Here is an 18,042-nt window from a genome sequence, read left to right as displayed (position 1 = left end):
CCTGCATTCGCGTGGCGAGGTTCCGGAACAGCTCGCACACCCGAGGAGAGGGTGTCGGTCCCGGTTGGCCTGACTTCTTCACCATGCCTCCCTAGCCGGCGGATCCGAAATTGCGTGGTCCGCCTCGAACCTATCGCCCCGAAGCGCGCCCGAGGCGCCCTTCCGTGTGAAAACTGGACACGGGGTGGGCGTCCCGGGCGGGGCACTCAGGCGTTGTGAGATTCCGAGCGCGAACCGAGCGGCTCAGAGCTCCAGATAGTCTGCGAGCTCGTGGTAATCGCTCATCCAAAGGCCTGCGGTGCCCGTGGGATACTGGGAACGGAAACCGATGAGACTCTGCACCCGAGGCGAGAGTGAGCGGGCCGTGTCCATGGAGACGAGAAACGGGTAGGCCTCCTCGCCGGTGAGGATGCTCGGCCCCAAGCCGATGCTCAATGCGCGGCGGTGGAAGTCTGTGGTCAGGTTCGCGCCGCCACCGTGCGCCACCTTGCTGCTGAAGAGCAGGACATCACCGGCATTCATGGTCGCCGGAATCGTCTGTTCCGGGGTGCCGCGATCCTCGTAGTCCGGCCAGTGGTTGCTGCCAGGGATCACCCTGGTGGCGCCGTTCGCCTCGTTGAATTCGGTCAGGGCGATGAAGAAGTTGACCCCGGTCTGTGGTCCCTTGGGGCCCAGGCTGAGGAACGGGTACCAGTTCTCCAGGTCCCGGTGCAGGGGTTGTGCCGGGCTTCCGGGACCGATCTCGATCACCTGAGCCGTGACCATCCAGTAGCTCCCCGCCTCCTCGAGGAAGATGGCATCGCCGAGGGCGTGGAGGAGGTCGTGGTCGACGATCTCTTTCCGAAACACCTCGCTGTGGGTGACCATGTTGGTCAGCCGCTTGGTCTGGGAACCGAAGAACTCCTGGACGGTCTCGTCGTCGATCTTTGCCCCCGGCGCGATTGCGCCTATGGCGGGCTCGACCTCCGAGTTGAAGCGCTCGACCTGCTCGGGGGTCAGAAACCCCTCGATGATGACGCCGCCATCCTCGTGGACGACGCCGACGATCTCGTCGATCGGCGCGTCGCTACTCACCCTGCGCAGACTTGCTGTGGTGGTTCCAGTCATGGTCTCTTTCCAATCTCATTCGTGTCCAAGGCGAATCGGCTTCGCCTGACTACCGTCGTGCTGTGATGCCGCTCTCAGATTCGCGGTCCGACGCGCTGCGATCCACACCATTGCGCATCAGCCTGAGTGCAGAGTGCACCATCGCCCGATGCAGGGATTTCGACATGATCGGATGGCGTGAGCGGTTGGGCTGGCTAGTCCCAAGCCCGCGCCCTGTAGCTGTGGCCCGGATCTGGTGAAAGATGCTGTGCGCGTCAGTAATCAACCGAAATTGGGGGTGTGGCTAGCGGGAGGCCAGGACGTTGGCCGGCTCGGCGTCGGTCAGTGCAGCGACCTCGGTCGCCGCGCGTTCTCCGGCTATGACCGCACCCTCCATCGATCCGGGCCACGTGGGCGAGGCTTCCGATCCGGCGAAGTGCAGACGCCCGGCCGGGGCGGCGTAGCCCGGCCCGCACGTCGTGAGAAGTCCGGGCGGCCAGGTCGGGATGCACCCCGTCGTCCAGCGCTCATCGGTCCAGTTCATCTCGTGGTATTCGTCGGGGTGCAGGGCTTCCTCTCCGAACGCACGGGCCAAGCCCGCGAGGACGGCGTCGCGACGCCGGACCGCGTCGTGAGGCATCGGGTCGGGCAGATCGGCAGAACTCCCGCCATCGCCTCGCGCGAACCCGACGAGGACGCCCTGCTTCTCGCCGGGTGGAGTGTCATCGAAGGTCAGCATCAACGGCGCGGTGTCGCTCATGGTCGCGCCGCTGAGACCCTGGCTCCGCCAGAAGGGCTCCCGATAGACCACATGGACCTTGTAGGCGTGCATCATCGACATACGCTCGCCCATGGTCCGTTGGGGTAGCGGGAGCTGGGGATCCACGCTGATGGCGGCGCGGTCGGCAGGGCTCATCGCGATCACCACGCGGCGAGCGTGATGGGTGTGGCCGGGCGTGTCGACCTCGACGTGGTCGTCGTACTGGCGGATTGCGAGGATCGGAGAATCGAGCACGACTCGGTCTCCGAGATCGGCAGCCATCCTAAGGCTCAGTTCGGCTGAGCCGCCGGTGAACGAGCGCTCGTTGCCGCCGGAGAGAGACGCAAGAAGGGTCTCCACACCGCCGATCGAGCGCAGGTGGCGAAGGACGAAAAGCAGAGACAGGTCGCCCGGCCGAGCCCCGAGGGTCAACGTGGCGATGATTGCCCACAGTGTGCGCGCCGTACTCGACTTGGCAGTGCGGTGCACCCATGATGCGAAGGTGAGGCCGTCCAACCTCGCCGCCTCGGGCGCCGCCAGCGCGTCGTCTGCGGGGCTGTGCTTGCACAAACGGTCCAGACGGATCAAGGACTGGGTGAAGTCCGCCGAACCGATCGGGTCCGCTGACCACGGCATCGAACCGCTGAACTTGATGACGCGCCCGCGGCGCTCGAACACCGCCTTTCCGTGCTCGTGGTGGTGCCAGGTCGACACGCCGAGTTCTTCTCCGAGTGCGATGAGCCGTTTGTACTCGGGACCGACCAGCTGACCGCCTTCCTCGACGAACCGACCGTTCCCGAGCTGGTGGACCTTGGTACGCCCACCGACCCTGTCGCGGGCCTCGAGGACTCGCAAGGACTTGATGCCTGCCTGGTCGAGGCGACGTGCCGCGACCAGACCTGACAGGCCGGCCCCGACCACGATGACGTCGCCGGTTGCTGTCTCGCGTTTCATGAATACCTGCTCCATCCAAAAGCTGTGTGATTGTGTATTTTTCGGGCCGCGGCCGGTGCAGTCGGCAGACCTGCGGGGCGGTGGGAGGGCCGGGTTGAGGTTCAGGCGGCGATGAGATGAGGCGTCGGCGTCGGAGGCAGTCGAAGCGCCGCGAGGACGCCTGGGATCGACAGGGCGGCGAGGAGGACGAATATCACCCTCGGCGTGTCGAGGAACATCTGCGGGGCGAGCACGAAGACCACGCCGCCGAGATTGCCGACAATCGTGAGGAACGCGGTCGCTGATGCGGCGTTCGCGATGCCCGCGTGGATCTCCGACCACTCGAAGGCGATTGGCAAGGCGGCCATCATGAAGAAGCCGACGACGACGGCGAGCACCAGCAGGATCACCTGATTGCCTGTCGCCGCGAACGCCAGGAATCCGAAGACCTGGACCACGCTGATGACGATCAGGGCGGTGCGCCTGGCATCGCGCCTGGCCGCGAGACCGGGGATGGTGATGGCGCCCGTAACGCCTCCCAGGGTCAGGGCGATCACGAGTGGTCCGCCGAATCCGGCATTGCCGAGGTGGTCTTGGACCGTCTCGATCCACGTGATGAATGCGTTGAACAGGCCGAAGAGGACGAACATCACTCCTGCGAGCATCCAGAGTTCCCGGGTTCGGCGGAGGTGTCCCCGGGCGACGGCAGGCTCGGGGTCCACCACGGCCACGGGCACCCGGACCACCGTCACCATGATCAGTAGCGCAACGCCGGCAGCGGTGCCTACGGCCGCGTGGACTCCGACCAGGAGCGTGATTCCCCCGCATTCGTACAGTGGTTGTCCGGTGACGGCGGCCAGCAGTACACCGAGGTAGAACGCTGCCGAGAGTAGAGCGATCACTGTGGGCCGCTCCTGCGCGGAGAAGTACCGGGCCGGGTACTTGGTGATCGCGTTGGCGACGAACGGGGTGCCGGCGGTGATCAGAACCTGTCCGGCGAGGGCCCATCCGTAGGACGAGGGATCGACGAGGCGGAGCAGTGGTCCCACCGCGATCATGGCGGCGCCCACCGCGAGCGTTGTGTCGAACCGTCGGTCCAGGAAACGGCCGGAGACGGCGCCGAGGAGCACCAGGAAGAGAGGGGAGAGCAGCGCGAGGTTCCCGACCGACGCCTCGGAGACTCCGAAATCCACTCGTACTCCCGACGTGACCGTGGCGTAGGTCAGGAACGTCATGGTGCTGGTGGTGAGCGCCGCAGCGTAGGCGGCCATGACGGTCCATCGTATTGCCGACGGCTTGGTGGCGGTGTGGTGGTGATTCTTTGTGGCGCCCTGTGTCATCGGGCACTCCTTCCGGCGCAGCGAATGTGAAGTAGAACACTCCATCTGCGGCCCTACCTGGGACTACACCAATACGCCCCGTTCTCCTCCGCCGCGCGGTGCGATCTGCCCTCTGCGAACTGCCGCGCTGTCCAGCACCTCCCGATCGGGCGGGGACGAGGCGCACGGTGGACCGACCGAACCGAACCTGATGACGATCGGCGCGGTTCGTATCGGCACGGTGTTCAGGCGGTGATCTCCTCGACCGCGACCTCGACGACCTCGGTCGGGCGCTCGCGGTCGGGGTCGAGGCGCGCATGCTGGGCCAGGTTGCCGAAGAAGGTGCGAGCGGGGATGACCTCGGGGCCGTGGACGCCCGGTTTGTCGACCTGACCACGCGCTGCCATGAGCGTCGCCACGGCCAGGGGGATACCGGTCATCGTGCCCATGCTGTCGTCGGGTACGACGAGAGGCCGGGCGCCGACCCGGACGCGCTTGCCGTTCTTGGTCCCCTCCGCAAGCGCGAAGAGCACCGGCAGCGACGGCGCGGGACCCGCCGCGGATCCCATCGTGCTCGGCTCGAGCACCAGGGTTTGGCTTGCCGCAGCCACGTCGAGTTCACCGGAACGGACCCGGTCAGCCGTGCGGATCACGGCCTCCATCAATCGCGGGCGAGAAGTCATGAGGTTGAGGGATTCTCGTACGCCGCTGCGCGTCCGGGGAAGCGTCAGAGGCTCGGGATGACCACAAACCCAGACGGGCGCCTCGCCCCAACCCGGGTAGCTGATAGTGCGCTCCTCGAGCGGCCGAGCGTCGGCGAGGCCGCCGTCGCGCCATACCTTGATCGTCGCGGTGCAGTTGTGGATCCAGTGCTCGATCGCCGCGGAGGATTTCATGCTGGTGTCGACCTCGGCGCGCTGGAAACCAGATGCACGCCAGGACGTGTAGACGGTCTCCACCTCGTCGCATTCGTCCATTGCCAGGACGCCGAGGAGATTGCTGATGCCGGGACTCGCGCCGACCCCGATCACCGCAGTGATGCCGGCTTCGCGTGCTTCGGCGTCGAGTTCGAGCATCGCGAGCGTCGGCTCGAAATCGTCACAGATGTCGAGGTAGTGCGTACGCGTCGCGATCGCGGCGCGCAGAACGAGCGGCCCGAACCGGTAGAACGGTCCCGTCGTGTTGAGCACGATGTCGATGTCGGCGAGTGCGTCGGCGAGCCCGTCTGGGTCGGAGATGTCGAGCGCGAGCGGTGTCGCCCGGGGGCCGAGCTCGTCGGCGAGTGCTTTGGCGGCCTGCTCGTTCCGATCGGCGACGAGGACCTCGGCGATCTCTTCGGCGTTGGCCAGCACTCGGCAGGCGTGGGCACCCATCTCGCCCGCACCGCCTGTGACGAGAACCCTTGTTCTGGTGGGATATTCAGCAGTCATAGTGGATTTCTGTCTCCTGTGTGTCGGCAGGGATCGGACCCTGCGGAGGGTTGAGGGGCGGGCGTGTGATCGACGTCGTCCTCGAGCGCATCACGCTCGCCCGCGGTGAGAGGCCGCGGGCCGCGCGCCTCGACGTCCCAGGCCACGAGTGTCGCCTCCGAGCGGTTGCACACGGTGCCTTTGGCGTCGAGGAGCAACTCGGCGAGATCGATGCTCGATCGGCCCAGGCGCACCGGTCGGATCACGACCTGGAGCGGGGCGTCTTCCTCGAGGATCTCCCGGAGGTACCGCATTCGATGGGCGGCAACGACATACGCGGGACTGCGGGTCTTCCAACGACCGCGCAGGTACTCCACCCGCGCCTGTTCGAAGGCCTTGGGATAGACGGCGGCGGTCAGGTGGCCCAGGTAGTCGAAGTCATACGACCACGGGTGCACGGTCGTCGTCCAGGTCATGGCGATCTCCATCAGGTCTTGACAGCGGATGGTCGAGTACCGTTCTATAACAAACGTCTCAAATAAGAAACCCCCACAAAGAACGGAGCACCCCGTGAACGACGTCAGCAGGCCTCGACCGCTCACGGTCGACCGCGTCAGCCCGGTTGACGACCTGCTGCGCGCGGTCGCCAGGGACCCCGGTCGCCCGTTGCTGCGGTCCCACCACGAGGTCCTCTCCGTGGGTGAACTGGCCGACCGTGCGCGCCGCGTGGCAGCGCAACTCGGGCACCGCGGCGTCTCGGCAGGGGACCGGGTGGCCCTGGTCAGCGGCAACTCGATCGACCGGGTCGTGTGGATGTTCGGCGTCTGGTGGCTCGGAGCGGTCGAGGTGTCGGTCAACGTCGAGCTCCGCGGCCCGATGTTGTCCCATGTCCTGACCGACTCCGACCCCAGCCTGATCGCCTGTCAGGACGACCTCCTGGAGCCGGTCCGCGACGCGGCGGCCGGGGGCATCCTGCCGATGAGCGAACTGACGGCCGAGCCGATTCACCAGGCGATGCAGGAAGAACTCGATGTGGCGCAGCGCGGCTTCGGCCCCGGCGAGCTCGCGACCATCCTCTACACCTCGGGAACGACGGGCCCGGCCAAGGGGGTGATGCTCCCGCGGGCGTACTTCTCCAACCTCGCCGAGGTGTGGATCGACCGGCTCGACCTCCGCGCCGAGGACATCGGTTACTTCCCGCTCCCGTTCTTCCATGTCGATGGTCATGTCCAGCTCACGGCGTGTATACAGTCCGGCAGCTCGATGGCCTTCCGCGACAGGTTCTCCGTCTCGGAGTATTTCACCGACGTCCGCCGGTTCGGAGCGACGTGGGCATCGGGTGTGGGTGCGATGCTCTCGATGCTGGCCCAGGCAGAGTTGCCCGAGCCGGGCTCGCACCGCCTGACCCGTCTGGTCGGGGCCCCGGTTCCGCAGGTCGCCTACGAGACGTTCGAGGACCGGCTCGGTATTCCCGTGCTCACGCTCTTCGGTCAGACCGAGTGTGACGGCATCGCGATGGACAGCGTCGAGCAGCGGCGCCGCGGCGCCGCCGGGCGTATTCACGACGCGATCGACGTTCAGGTGGTCGACGAGAACGACCGACCGCTACCCGTGGGCGAGACGGGCGAGATCCTCTACCGCCCGCGGCGCCCGCACCTCTCAGCCCTGGGGTACTGGCGGCGTCCCGAGGCGACGGTCGAGGCGTGGCGCAACCTGTGGTTCCACACCGGCGATTCCGGACATCTAAACGGCGACGGCTTCCTCTACTTCGACGGACGCCGGACGGACAGTTTGCGCCGGCGCGGCGAGAACATCTCGGTGTGGGAGCTCGAGCACAGCCTGAAAACGGCTGGCGGTGTTCAGGACTGCGTAGTCATCGGTGTCCGCGACGAGCACGGCGGCGAGGACGAGATCAAGGTCTTCATCGTCCCGGACGGTGAGTCTCTGGTGCTCGAGGAGTTCATCGAGCACTGCCGCAAGGTGCTTCCCCGATTCGCCATGCCGAGATATCTCACTGTCACCGACGGCTCCGAGTTCGTCCGCAGCGCAGGAACCGGCGTGGTCCAGAAGCACCTGCTCTCCCGTGACATCACGTCGCCCGAAGTAATGGAAGTGCCCCGATGAGCGCATCTAATGGATTCAACTGGTCTGACGCATTGTCCGAGTTCGACGTTCGCCGCACCCAGGCTCGCAACCTTGGCGGCGAGCGCCGGGTGGGGCGTCAGAAAGAGCAGGGCCGGTACACAATTCGCGAGCGGATCGATGCCATCGCCGAGAGCTTCAGCGAGATCGGTGAGTTCGCCGTCTTCGAGGAGTACGACGCGCTCGGCAACAGGTTGGGCACCCTTCCTTCGAGCTACGTGTGCGGCCTGGCGAGAGTGGACGGCCGACCCGTTGCTCTGGGCGGTGAGGACTTCACGGTCCGCGCCGGCGCTCCGCAGTCCTATCTCGACCGCATGAAAGGCGGGATGGGTGGCTTCGTCGAGGACCTCGCCCACGAATACAAGATCCCGCTTCTGATGTTTGTCGAAGGCATCGGCGGCGACGTCGCGGCGCAGGAGGACAAGGGACACGCCTACCTCACCAGTTCCTTGAGCTGGACTCGTTCGTTCGAGCTCCTCGACGAGGTACCGGTCCTGACCATGGTGAGCGGCGCCGCCGTCGGTGCCAGCGCGGCACGGGCCGTGGCCAGCCATTTCTCGGTGATGACCAAGGATTCCGTGATCTTCGCCGGGGGCCCGCCGCTGGTTCGGCGCGCTCTGGGCCTCGACATCGACAAGCACGAGCTGGGCGGTGGGCCGGTGGCGACCAGCTCGGGCGCCGTCGACAACCTGGCGCGGGACGAGGACGACGCAATAGCTCAGATCCGCGCGGTGCTGAGCTATCTACCCCAGAACGTCTGGGAGCTCCCGGAGCGCACGACGTGCGAGGATCCCGTCGACCGCCGTGCGCCGGAACTCCTCGAGATCATCCCGGAGAACCGACGGCAGACCTATCGTGCGACCAAGGTGATCAAGGCTGTGGTCGACGAGGGGTCATTCTTCGAGATCGGCTCCAGGTGGGGCAAGAGCCTCGTCACCGGTCTCGCCCGGATCGATGGGATGCCCATCGGTGTTCTCGCGAGCAACCCGCTGCACCTCGGTGGCGCGATGGACTCGGCTGCTGCTGAGAAGCAGGTGCGGCTGATCAACCTCTGCAACACCTTCCACCTTCCCGTCCTCTACTTCGTCGACGTTCCCGGTTTCATGGTCGGTCCGCAGGCCGAGCGGGCGAACGTCATGCGATGGGGAGTCCGCGCGATCCAGTCGGTGGTCGAGGCGACGGTGCCCATCATCACGGTGCAGGTGCGCAAGGCGTACGGCCTGGCTGTTTCTGCGACGGCGAATCCCGACCGGCTCGGGCTGCGTCTGGCATGGCCCAGCGGCGAGTGGGGCGACCTTCCCATCGAGGGTGGCGTCGAGGCCGCCTACCGGCGAGAGATCGAGGCGGCGGACGACCCCGCCCGGATGCGGGCAGAGATCGAGGCCCGAATGGGCTCCCTCGTCGATCCGTGGCGGACCGTCGAGGCGTTCGGCGTGGAGCACATGATCGACCCGCGCGAGACCCGCGAGGTCGTGGCCTCATTCCTCGATGCCAGCCAGGGAGCGCTCGCGGCTGCCGTGAGCCCGGCGCGCCGAGACCGGCGCCGGGGCCGATGAAACCCAACAGGTGCGAACTGCGCACCATCGGAACGGAGAACAACCATGAATGAAATCGCTGCCGAATGCGCGGCTACCGTGTGGAAAGTCGTCGCCGCACCTGGTGACCAGGTCAGCGAAGGCGACGTGCTGCTCATCCTCGAGTCGATGAAGATGGAGATCCCGATCGAGGCCGAGGACGTCGGAGTCGTGGCGCAGATCCACGTCGCAGTCGGAGCCAGCATCTCCGAGGGCGACCTCCTCGTGACGCTGGAGGGCTGATCTCATGTTCGACAAGGTTCTCGTCGCGAACCGCGGAGAAATCGCCGTACGCGTCATCACGACATTGCGGCGTCTCGGCATTGCGAGCGTCGCCGTCCACTCCGACGTCGATGCGGACAGCCTGCATGTCCGGATGGCCGACGAGGGGGTGCCTATCGGTGCAGCCCCCGTCGCGGAGAGCTACCTGAGGATCGACCGCATCATCGAGGCAGCCCTCGCCACCGGCGCCCAGGCCATCCATCCCGGCTACGGCCTGCTGTCCGAGAATCCGGAGTTCGCCCGCGCGTGTGCGGCGGCCGGGCTGGTGTTCATCGGTCCTAACCCCGAGTCGATGGAGATGATGTCGTCGAAGATCCGGGCGCGGGAAACCGTGACGGCCGCCGGCGTCCCCGTCGTCCCCGGGGATACCGAGCCGATCCACCCCGGTCCCAAGGCCTATGCGATTGCGGAAGCCATCGGCTATCCCGTCGCCGCCAAGGCGGCGAGCGGTGGTGGCGGCAAGGGGTTCCGCGTGGCTCGTGGCCCCGACGAACTCGCTGCCGCGGTCGAAGGCGCGTCGGGTGAGGGCGAACGCTTCTTCGGCGACGCCACTGTCTACCTGGAGCGTTACCTCGAGAACCCACGTCATGTCGAAGTGCAGATCATCGCCGACACGCATGGCAACATGGTTCACCTGTTCGAGCGGGACTGCTCGGTGCAGCGGCGGCACCAGAAGCTGGTCGAGGAGGCGCCCTGTCCGCTGCTGACGGACGCCCAGCGCAGGCACCTCGGTGAGATCGCGGTGCGGGCAGCGCGAGCCGCGAACTACTACTCCCTCGGCACGGTCGAGGGACTGCTCGTCGGCGACGACTTCTACTTCCTCGAGATGAACACCCGCATCCAGGTCGAGCATCCGGTCACCGAGCTCGTCACGGGGCTTGACCTCGTGGCGGAGCAGATCCGCATCGCCGCAGGTGAGCCGCTGAGCTTCGGCCAATCCGACGTGCGGATCAACGGCCATGCGATCGAGTGCCGGGTCAATGCCGAGTCGGCCGCCAAGGGCTTTCGCCCAGGACCGGGCCGGATCGAGCGGTTCGTCGCACCGGTCGGAGATCGAGTGCGGGTCGACACCGGGGTGGCCGAAGGAGACGACGTCCACCCCTACTACGACCCGATGATCGCCAAGGTGATCACCTGGGGCGAAGACCGCCGCGCTGCCACCGATGCGATGCGCAAGGCACTCGACGAGACCGTGATCGCGGGCATACCGACGCTGATCCCGTTCCATCGCGCGCTGCTCGCAAGTGAGGAGTGGGAGCGCGCGAGCACATGCCGTGAGCTGGTCGAGAACCCGTCCTGGTTGAAGTCCACCGGCGCCTGGGACGACAGCTCCGGGTGAAGGGGTGCAGTGTGCACCACGGAGCGTCCCTGAACGCCCCAGATATGTGTGGCGCGAAGCATAGCCGCTGGCGAATCATTGCTACCGGGCCGGGCGATGGGCCCCGCGGATCGAACTCAGGAGTGCAACTATGGCCGGCAACGAGGCTCAGTGATGTGCCGAGTCGAGCGCACTCATCGCGAGCGCGGAGTCGACCCAAGTCCTGACAGGGGGCGGGACGGTGGGATCGCCTGTGTCCCAGAGGTTCGAACCGAGCACCGCATAGCTGGCGTAACCATCGATGAGCGCCACCAGGTAGTCACCGATCTCGCGCGCTCGGGACGTGGGCTGGTCGCGGGAGGCCAGCGCCACGCGCACGTGTTCCTCGACGGTCGAGCGCCACGACGCGAGATAGTTGATCATCTCTCGCCCCAGCTTCTCCGGGGAGCTTGCTGCCTCGGCGTAGAAGAACAGGGTGATCCGGCTGAAGGCCACCGACTGCCCGTCGAGCGGAATATGCGCGGTCAGTATGCGAACCAGCCGCTCGATCGGGTCCAGTCCGGTGTCCTCGGCGATCGCGGCCAGCCGACGGCCTGAGAGCCAGAAGGAATGCCGGAAGGCCAACTGCAGCAGGTCGTCTCGACCACCGACGTAGTGGCTCAGCACGCCGGTGGACCAGCCACTGCGGTTCGCGACGTCCCGCACGGTGACGCCGGAGACGCCGCCCTCGGCGACGATCGCGAGGACGGCGTCAGCGATCTCGGCACGCCGCTGGCGGTGGTCGACGATCTTCGGCATGCCCGTATTTAAACACAACCGATCGACTTAAATACCTACCCCACAAGGAGCGCGCTCATGACCATGACTGGCACGCCTGCCAGGAGCGACGTCGATGCGCTGATCATCGGCGCAGGTCCGTCCGGCGTCACTACTGCCCGACTGCTGGCCGAGAGCGGGTTCCGGGTGACCGTCCTGGAACAGGGTGACTGGCCCGATGTCGCCGACTACCCCAGCGAAAGGCTCGAACGGGAACTGCTCGTCGCCGGCCGCTGGAACCCCAACCCCAACCACCGCCGTGGACCGAGTGACTATCCCGTCAACGACGCCGACTCGGACGTGCACCCGTTCATGTTCAACGGAGTCGGCGGCAGCAGCGTCTTGTTCTGGGCGGAGTGGCCTCGAATGATCCCGTCCGACTTCCGGGTCCGCACCCTGGACGGTATCGCCGACGACTGGCCGATCACCTACGAAGATCTGCAGCCCTATTACGAGGCTGTCGACGAGATGATCGGCGTCTCGGGGCTGGGCGGCAACATTGCCTATCCGCCCGGCTACGTGCCTCCTCAACCGCCGCTACCCATCGGCCGCATGGGCCGGATCGCAGCCGAGGGCATGAACAAGTTGGGCATCGGCTGGTGGCCCGGTACGTCCGCGATCCTGTCCCAGGGCGTCGGCTCCCGCGGAGCGTGCGCTCGCTGGGGGACCTGCGGGAGCGGCTGCCCCGAGGGGGCGAAGGCGTCCTTCGACGTGGCGATGTGGCCCGGTGCACTGGCCGCGGGTGTGAACCTGGTGGTAGGGGCGCGGGTCAGGGAGATCACGGTTTCCGCCAAGGGTCTCGCGACCGGCGCCACGTGGATCGACCGCGAAGGAGTCGAGCAGCACACGTCTGCGCCGATCGTGATCGTGTGCGCCAACGGAATCGGCACGCCTCGCCTGCTGCAACTGTCCACCTCTTCGCTGTTCCCGGATGGGCTCGCGAACTCCTCCGGCTACGTCGGGCGCAACCTGATGATGCACCCGGTGGCGACGGTTCTGGGTGAGTACGAGCACGACGTCGAGCCCTGGCTCGGTCCGGAGAGCCACCCGATCTGGTCCATGCACTTTGCGGAGACCGACATCAGTCGCGGATTCCGCCGCGGCGCCAAGTGGACTTCGGTCGTGCTTCAGGGGCCGGTGAGCCTGCTCCAACGGTTCGGAGAGCTGCCGCTGTCCGAGCGGAGCGGTCTGGCCGGGCACGAACTCGTCGAGCGTCTGTACGGCAATTCGTTCGAACTCGCGGCCTCGATCGAGGACCTGCCCGTCTTCGAGAACAGGGTGACCCTCGACCCCGAACTCGTCGACAGCGACGGCATCCCGGCGCCGAAGATTCACTACAAGATGTCGGACGAGAGCAAGCGTGCCCTCGACTGGAACCTGGACCGGATCGTCGAGGTTCACGAGGCCGCCGGCGCCATCTCCACCAAGCGGGTGGACTTCATGGGCGAGACCGGGTGGCACCTGCTCGGCACCGCCCGTTGCGGCGATGATCCGAAAACGTCGGTGGTCGACGGCTACGGACGGTCGCACGACGTTCCCAACCTCTACATCTTCGACGGCAGCGTCTTCGTGACGTCGTCCGCCGTGAATCCGACCCCGACGATCACCGCCTTCGCACTGCGGGCTGCCGAGCACCTGATCGAAACCGCTGCCGAGCAAAGGACCCCGCTGTGATCGAACTTCCCGATGACAACGCCCGTAGCGGGGCGGCACGAATCGCCGACCTGTGGTTCCCCGGGAGCGCGCGGTCGCCCAGGTTGACTGCGCTGCCCGGCTATGACGCTCTCCTGAGCCGAGCGCTCCAGGCGGATCCCGCGCTCTCCGAGGCCTTCATTCAGGTCGCCGAGCTGGCCGCCGGGGTCGACGACCTCACCGCCGAGGTGGTCGCGGACTGGCCGGAGGAGCTCGCCGAGGCGGCCTTCTATTTCCTCAGCTGCACGTACTACATGGCGCCCGAGGCGCGACACGCAGTCGGCTATCCCGGTCAGACTCGGACGCCCTCATCGGAGGCCACGCCGGACCAGATGCTCGACGACGACCTGATCGCACCGGTGCTCGCGTTGGGCCCGACCTACGTCCCGACCCCCACCACCGACTGAAGGAACAACCTTATGACCCCCGAGAAGATCCTGGCAGATGCGCAGCGGCGGATCGACGACCTCGCGCCGGCCCACTACATCGGCGGAAGCTTCGTCGCGAGCACGGGCACCGAGACGATCGAGGTGACGAGTCCCGGTGACGGCGCACGGCTGGGTGCCACATCGAACGGCACCGCGGCCGACGTCGACGCCGCGGTCGCTGCGGCGCGCGCGGCACTTCCGGCCTGGGCGCGACTGACCCCCAGTTCCCGAGCTGAGGCGCTGTTCCGGCTCGCGGACGCCATCGACGAGCACGCCGATCTGCTGGCCGCACTCGAATCGCTCAACGTCGGCAAGTCCTATGCCTATGCGGCGTATGAGATTCCACTCATCTCCGACTGCTTCCGGTTCATGGCCGGTGCCGCGCGGACAACCCAGGCGCCGGCACCCGGCCAGTACGCCGAGGGCCGGCTCTCCTACGTTCGGCGTGAACCCGTCGGTGTGGTCGGTGCCATCACGCCGTGGAACTTTCCGCTCCTGATGGCGGCGTGGAAGATCGCGCCGGTGCTCGCTGCAGGAAACACCATCGTGCTCAAGCCGGCCGCGTTGACGCCGTTCAGCACGCTGATCCTCGCCGACCTCGCAACGGGCATCCTGCCGGACGGCGTGCTGAACATCGTGGTCGGCGAAGGCGCAACGGTCGGTGACGCGATGAGTCGTCACGACGACATCGACATGATGGCTCTGACCGGCAGCCTCCGCTCGGGCCGGCTGGTCGCGGAGGGCGCGGCGACCACAGTCAAACGGGTCCACCTCGAGCTCGGCGGCAAGGCGCCCGTCGTGGTGTTCCCGGACGCCGACCTCGACAATCTCGTCCAGACGCTGATAGAAGCGGGTTACGGAAACGCGGGCCAGGACTGTGGCGCGGCGACGCGGGTGATCTGCCACGAGGATGTGCGGGACAAACTCCTGGAGGCCCTCGTCGAGGCCGCAGGAGAGCTCCGCAGCGGAAATGCCTTATCGGGCGGAGATTTCGAACTCGGTCCCTTGATCAGCGCAGCCCAGCGCGACCGCGTCGCGGACATGGTGGACCGGGCACGAAAGGACGGTGCCCGAGTCGTCCTGGGCGGCGAGGTGCCCGACGGCCCCGGCTTCTTCTACCCCCCGACAATCCTCGCCGACGTCACCTCCGGATCGGAGATGTCGCGCGAGGAGGTCTTCGGTCCGGTGATCTCGGTGGAGACCTTTGCCGCCGACGCCGAGGCACTGGCCAAGGCCAACGACGTCGACTACGGCCTCGCGGCTTCGGTGTGGACCCACGACTCTGCGCGTGCTCTTCGCTTCACCGAGGACCTGAACTTCGGTTCGGTGTGGGTCAACACCCACCTGAACTTCACCAACGAAATGCCGTGGGCCGGTTTCGGGAAGTCGGGCTACGGCCGCGACAACTCCACGTACGCCCTCGACGACTACACCCGCACCAAGCACGTGATGCTCCCGATCGGGGCACCGCTCGACGCCTGAACGCAAACCCCGCGGGAACCCCCGACGGTGCACTCTGCACCGGGCGCCGTCCCAGAACACCACAGATGTGTGTGGCGGCGGTCATACCCGCTGGCAGACCATGACAACAGGGTCGAAGGTCCGGCCCGTGCAGATCGAAATTAGGAGTTCTCTATGACCGTCACCAGTGCCCCTACCGAGTCCGTGGACATCGTGATCATCGGAGCCGGGGTCTCCGGTGTGGGATCGGCGTGTTACCTCCGAGACGCCTTTCCCGGCAAGAAGATCGTCGTCCTCGAGGGGCGCGGCCGAATCGGTGGTACCTGGGACCTCTTCCGTTACCCGGGCGTCCGGTCCGACTCCGAACTCCACACCTACGGTTACCAGTTCAAGCCGTGGAGCCACGAACACGCGATCGCAGACGGACACCTGATCCGCGAGTACCTCGAGGAGACCGCTGCCGAGAACCATATCGATGACTTGATCCGGTACCACCATCAGGTCGTGTCGGCCGACTGGTCCAGCGCCGAGGGCGTGTGGACCCTCCAGGTTCGGGTCGCTGTTCCGGGGCAGAAGGCGAAAATCGTTTCGATCAAGACGAACTGGGTTTACGGCGCCACCGGCTACTACCGCTACGAGGAGGGATTCACGCCTCAGTTCGAAGGCCGCGAGGACTTCGCCGGCGACGTCCTGCACCCGCAGTTCTGGCCCGAGAACTACGACTACGCGGACAAGAAGGTCGTCGTGATCGGAAGCGGCGCGACCGCCATCACGATGGTTCCGGCGATGACGACGGGTCCCGGTGCAGCAGAGCATGTCACGATGCTGCAGCGCACCCCCACCTACGTCATGACGCTCCCGCGGATCGACAAGGTCGCCAAGTTCCTCTACCAAATCCTCGGGCAGGAGCGCGGATACGCCGTCACGCGGCTCAAGAACGTGTGGCGGGACTTCTTCTTCGTCGGCTACATGCTCAAGTTTCCCGACTCGGGCCGCAAGCTGATGCGCAGCCTCACCCGGAAGGCGTTACCCGACGGCTACGCCGTCGACACTCACTTCAACCCGCCGTACAAGCCCTGGGAGCAGCGGCTGTGCATGACACCCGACGGAGACTTCTTCGAGGCGATCTCCGACGGCAGGGCCTCCGTCGTGACCGACAAGATCGACCGCTTCACCAATACCGGCATCCGGCTGGCTTCGGGTGAGGAGATCACCGCGGACGTGATCGTCACCGCCACCGGGCTCAACATGCGCATGTTCGGCGGCATCCCGCAGACGGTCGACGGAGAGAAGCTCGCCATCGGCGACTCGGTCACCTACCGCGGAATGCTGCTGTCGGGTCTGCCGAACTGGTCCTTCGCGTTCGGTTACACGAAGTACTCGTCGTGGACCCTCAAGGTCGGCCTGACCGCGCAGTATGTCATCCAGCTGATTCGGCACATGGAGGCTCACGGATATAACCAGGTCGTGCCGGTGGCCGAACCCGGAATGGCGACCGAGCCGCTCCTCGACCTCAATGCGGGCTACGTGACCCGCACGGCAGACACCCTGCCCAAGCAGGGAACCGAATTGCCGTGGCGAATGCTCACGTCGTATCAGGCAGACAAGAGGCTGCTCAAGAGTGACGTCGCTGATGACCACTTGCAGTTCAGCTCAGGGAGCGATCGGCGGGGCCATGGACGAGCGGTGGCCGCCACGGGGTCCGCGAGCAGGGTGCAGGTGCGATGAGCACCGCAACTGCCGCGACCCGCATCTCGGTCGGGGAGTGGGTACAGCGACGCGTCGGGATCGGAATGGGTCAGCTTCCTGCATCGCTGCTGAAGCGTCTGGTCAAGGTGCCCGTGAACGTGGACGGTGAGCAGATGGCGCCCGAAATCGCGGTCCTCATGTCTGCCGTCGCAAAGGCCCCCGACTTCAGCGATCTCAGTCCCGGCGAAGCGCGAGCCGCCGAACTGAAGGATGCCGGGATCTACGGCGAGCGGCCCCTGCCGATGCGACAGGTGGAGGAGCTCGCGTTGCCAGGAGGCCTCGCAGCAACCCGATACCGCGCCGGCATCTCGTCCAATGGGCTCGTGGTGTTTTTCCACGGAGGCGGATTCGTGCTCGGCAGCAGGGCCGCGTACGACGGTCCCGTGCGTCTTCTTGCACAGCAGACGGGCATGGACATCCTTTCCGTCGAGTACCGGCTCGCGCCGGAGAACCCCTACCCAGCACCGCACGACGACGCAAAGGTCGCCTGGGAGTACGCCTTGGCCAACGCCGGCAGATGGGGCATCCCGCTTGACCGTATCGTCGTCGCGGGCGACAGTGCAGGAGGGAATGTCGCTGCGGCACTTGCCCAGAGGTTGCGCGCCTCCGCGCGGCAGCCTGCGCTTCAGGTGCTCATCTACCCGGTCACCGACCTCGCCGGCTCCCGTCCCTCGAACGAGGAGTTCGCCGACTCGCCGGCGCTGACCGCCAAGCAGATCGCATGGTTCCTCGACCAGTACCTGCCACCGGCCGTCGACCGCACCGACCCGCGCGTTTCACCACTGCTCGCCGCCGACCTGACCGGCCTGCCGCCGACTCTCGTCACAGTCGCAGGCTTCGACCCGCTCCGCGACGACGGCCTCGCCTACGCCGCCAGGCTGACCGAGAGCGGCGTCCCCACCGAGCTGATCAGGGAGCCGGGTCTCGTACACGGCTACCTCTCGCTCACCGCGCTGAGCACGACGAGTCGGGAAGCTGTCGAGCGAATCGCGTCGGCCATCGTGCGGGCCTTGGCGTAACTCACCGGGTGGGCCTCCCGGACAACTGACCCGTGCCTATGAAGAGGAGAACCC

At 66.5% G+C, this 18,042-nt stretch carries 15 protein-coding genes; 9 read left to right on the top strand and 6 right to left on the bottom strand.

The window, feature by feature from the left end; genetic code table 11:
- Positions 1-243 precede the first annotated feature (243 nt).
- From H0B43_RS13100 to H0B43_RS13080, 5 genes are all read right to left on the bottom strand, one after another.
- On the bottom strand, positions 244-1,107 hold the full coding sequence (locus H0B43_RS13100) for a phytanoyl-CoA dioxygenase family protein (protein ID WP_185727495.1): 864 nt from the start codon (positions 1,105-1,107) through the stop codon (positions 244-246).
- A gap of 283 nt (positions 1,108-1,390) precedes the next feature.
- Positions 1,391-2,800, bottom strand: coding sequence for an FAD-dependent oxidoreductase (locus H0B43_RS13095; protein WP_185727496.1), 1,410 nt, complete (start codon positions 2,798-2,800; stop codon positions 1,391-1,393).
- 101 nt (positions 2,801-2,901) lie between these two features.
- Positions 2,902-4,119: an MFS transporter gene (locus tag H0B43_RS13090; protein WP_185727497.1), complete on the bottom strand. Its 1,218-nt coding sequence runs from the start codon at positions 4,117-4,119 to the stop codon at positions 2,902-2,904.
- Positions 4,120-4,343: 224 nt separating this feature from the next.
- Positions 4,344-5,528 carry a saccharopine dehydrogenase family protein gene (locus H0B43_RS13085; RefSeq protein ID WP_185727498.1) on the bottom strand — a complete coding sequence of 395 codons (1,185 nt, stop codon included), beginning with the start codon at positions 5,526-5,528 and terminating at the stop codon, positions 4,344-4,346.
- Positions 5,525-5,983 carry a thioesterase family protein gene (locus H0B43_RS13080; protein ID WP_185727499.1) on the bottom strand — a complete coding sequence of 153 codons (459 nt, stop codon included), beginning with the start codon at positions 5,981-5,983 and terminating at the stop codon, positions 5,525-5,527. Before H0B43_RS13080 ends, H0B43_RS13085 begins: the two co-directional genes overlap by 4 nt.
- Before the next feature lie 94 nt (positions 5,984-6,077).
- Here H0B43_RS13080 and H0B43_RS13075 point away from each other — a divergent pair, with 94 nt between their 5' ends.
- Genes H0B43_RS13075 through H0B43_RS13060 form a run of 4 tightly spaced genes read left to right on the top strand, consistent with a single transcriptional unit; the run spans position 6,078 to position 10,844 of the window.
- Entirely contained in the window at positions 6,078-7,631 is a 1,554-nt protein-coding gene (locus H0B43_RS13075) for an AMP-binding protein (RefSeq protein ID WP_185727500.1), read from the top strand.
- Positions 7,628-9,205, top strand: a complete 1,578-nt coding sequence (locus H0B43_RS13070) for an acyl-CoA carboxylase subunit beta (protein WP_185727501.1) — start codon at positions 7,628-7,630, stop codon at positions 9,203-9,205. The genes H0B43_RS13075 and H0B43_RS13070 overlap by 4 nt, the downstream gene beginning before the upstream one ends.
- Before the next feature lie 45 nt (positions 9,206-9,250).
- Positions 9,251-9,466 (top strand): biotin/lipoyl-binding carrier protein, encoded by a 216-nt coding sequence (locus tag H0B43_RS13065; protein WP_185727502.1) that lies wholly within the window; start codon positions 9,251-9,253, stop codon positions 9,464-9,466.
- 4 nt (positions 9,467-9,470) lie between these two features.
- Positions 9,471-10,844, top strand: a complete 1,374-nt coding sequence (locus tag H0B43_RS13060) for an acetyl/propionyl/methylcrotonyl-CoA carboxylase subunit alpha (protein ID WP_185727503.1) — start codon at positions 9,471-9,473, stop codon at positions 10,842-10,844.
- Positions 10,845-10,991: 147 nt separating this feature from the next.
- On the opposite strand, the gene H0B43_RS13055 is transcribed toward H0B43_RS13060, so the two are convergent.
- Positions 10,992-11,621, bottom strand: coding sequence for a TetR/AcrR family transcriptional regulator (locus tag H0B43_RS13055; protein WP_185727504.1), 630 nt, complete (start codon positions 11,619-11,621; stop codon positions 10,992-10,994).
- Between the two features lie 57 nt (positions 11,622-11,678).
- On the opposite strand from H0B43_RS13055, the gene H0B43_RS13050 reads away from it, so the two are divergent.
- From H0B43_RS13050 to H0B43_RS13030, 5 genes are all read left to right on the top strand, one after another.
- Positions 11,679-13,313, top strand: coding sequence for an FAD-dependent oxidoreductase (locus H0B43_RS13050; RefSeq protein WP_185727505.1), 1,635 nt, complete (start codon positions 11,679-11,681; stop codon positions 13,311-13,313).
- On the top strand, positions 13,310-13,738 hold the full coding sequence (locus H0B43_RS13045) for a hypothetical protein (protein ID WP_185727506.1): 429 nt from the start codon (positions 13,310-13,312) through the stop codon (positions 13,736-13,738). The genes H0B43_RS13050 and H0B43_RS13045 overlap by 4 nt, the downstream gene beginning before the upstream one ends.
- A gap of 12 nt (positions 13,739-13,750) precedes the next feature.
- Positions 13,751-15,241 (top strand): aminobutyraldehyde dehydrogenase, encoded by a 1,491-nt coding sequence (locus H0B43_RS13040; RefSeq protein WP_185727507.1) that lies wholly within the window; start codon positions 13,751-13,753, stop codon positions 15,239-15,241.
- A gap of 153 nt (positions 15,242-15,394) precedes the next feature.
- The gene (locus H0B43_RS13035) at positions 15,395-16,948 is read left to right on the top strand and encodes an NAD(P)/FAD-dependent oxidoreductase (RefSeq protein WP_185727508.1); all 1,554 of its coding nucleotides are present in this window, start codon (positions 15,395-15,397) and stop codon (positions 16,946-16,948) included.
- Positions 16,945-17,988 (top strand): alpha/beta hydrolase, encoded by a 1,044-nt coding sequence (locus H0B43_RS13030; RefSeq protein ID WP_185727509.1) that lies wholly within the window; start codon positions 16,945-16,947, stop codon positions 17,986-17,988. The genes H0B43_RS13035 and H0B43_RS13030 overlap by 4 nt, the downstream gene beginning before the upstream one ends.
- Positions 17,989-18,042 lie beyond the last annotated feature (54 nt).

This window comes from Rhodococcus sp. 4CII, assembly GCF_014256275.1.
Taxonomy (GTDB): domain Bacteria; phylum Actinomycetota; class Actinomycetes; order Mycobacteriales; family Mycobacteriaceae; genus Rhodococcus_F; species Rhodococcus_F wratislaviensis_A.
Note: the sequence above shows the minus strand (reverse complement) of the source record. Positions and strands in the feature narration are given on the sequence as shown.

Excerpts from the sequence above, each read along its gene's own strand:
- H0B43_RS13080 (WP_185727499.1), bottom strand. The coding sequence starts at position 5,983 with ATGACCTGGACGACGACCGTGCACCCGTGGTCGTATGACTTCGACTAC.
- H0B43_RS13095 (WP_185727496.1), bottom strand. The coding sequence starts at position 2,800 with ATGAAACGCGAGACAGCAACCGGCGACGTCATCGTGGTCGGGGCCGGC.
- H0B43_RS13090 (WP_185727497.1), bottom strand. The coding sequence starts at position 4,119 with ATGACACAGGGCGCCACAAAGAATCACCACCACACCGCCACCAAGCCG.
- H0B43_RS13070 (WP_185727501.1), top strand. The coding sequence starts at position 7,628 with ATGAGCGCATCTAATGGATTCAACTGGTCTGACGCATTGTCCGAGTTC.
- H0B43_RS13100 (WP_185727495.1), bottom strand. The coding sequence starts at position 1,107 with ATGACTGGAACCACCACAGCAAGTCTGCGCAGGGTGAGTAGCGACGCG.
- H0B43_RS13035 (WP_185727508.1), top strand. The coding sequence starts at position 15,395 with ATGACCGTCACCAGTGCCCCTACCGAGTCCGTGGACATCGTGATCATC.
- H0B43_RS13040 (WP_185727507.1), top strand. The coding sequence starts at position 13,751 with ATGACCCCCGAGAAGATCCTGGCAGATGCGCAGCGGCGGATCGACGAC.
- H0B43_RS13065 (WP_185727502.1), top strand. The coding sequence starts at position 9,251 with ATGAATGAAATCGCTGCCGAATGCGCGGCTACCGTGTGGAAAGTCGTC.
- H0B43_RS13085 (WP_185727498.1), bottom strand. The coding sequence starts at position 5,528 with ATGACTGCTGAATATCCCACCAGAACAAGGGTTCTCGTCACAGGCGGT.
- H0B43_RS13050 (WP_185727505.1), top strand. The coding sequence starts at position 11,679 with ATGACCATGACTGGCACGCCTGCCAGGAGCGACGTCGATGCGCTGATC.
- H0B43_RS13055 (WP_185727504.1), bottom strand. The coding sequence starts at position 11,621 with ATGCCGAAGATCGTCGACCACCGCCAGCGGCGTGCCGAGATCGCTGAC.
- H0B43_RS13060 (WP_185727503.1), top strand. The coding sequence starts at position 9,471 with ATGTTCGACAAGGTTCTCGTCGCGAACCGCGGAGAAATCGCCGTACGC.
- H0B43_RS13030 (WP_185727509.1), top strand. The coding sequence starts at position 16,945 with ATGAGCACCGCAACTGCCGCGACCCGCATCTCGGTCGGGGAGTGGGTA.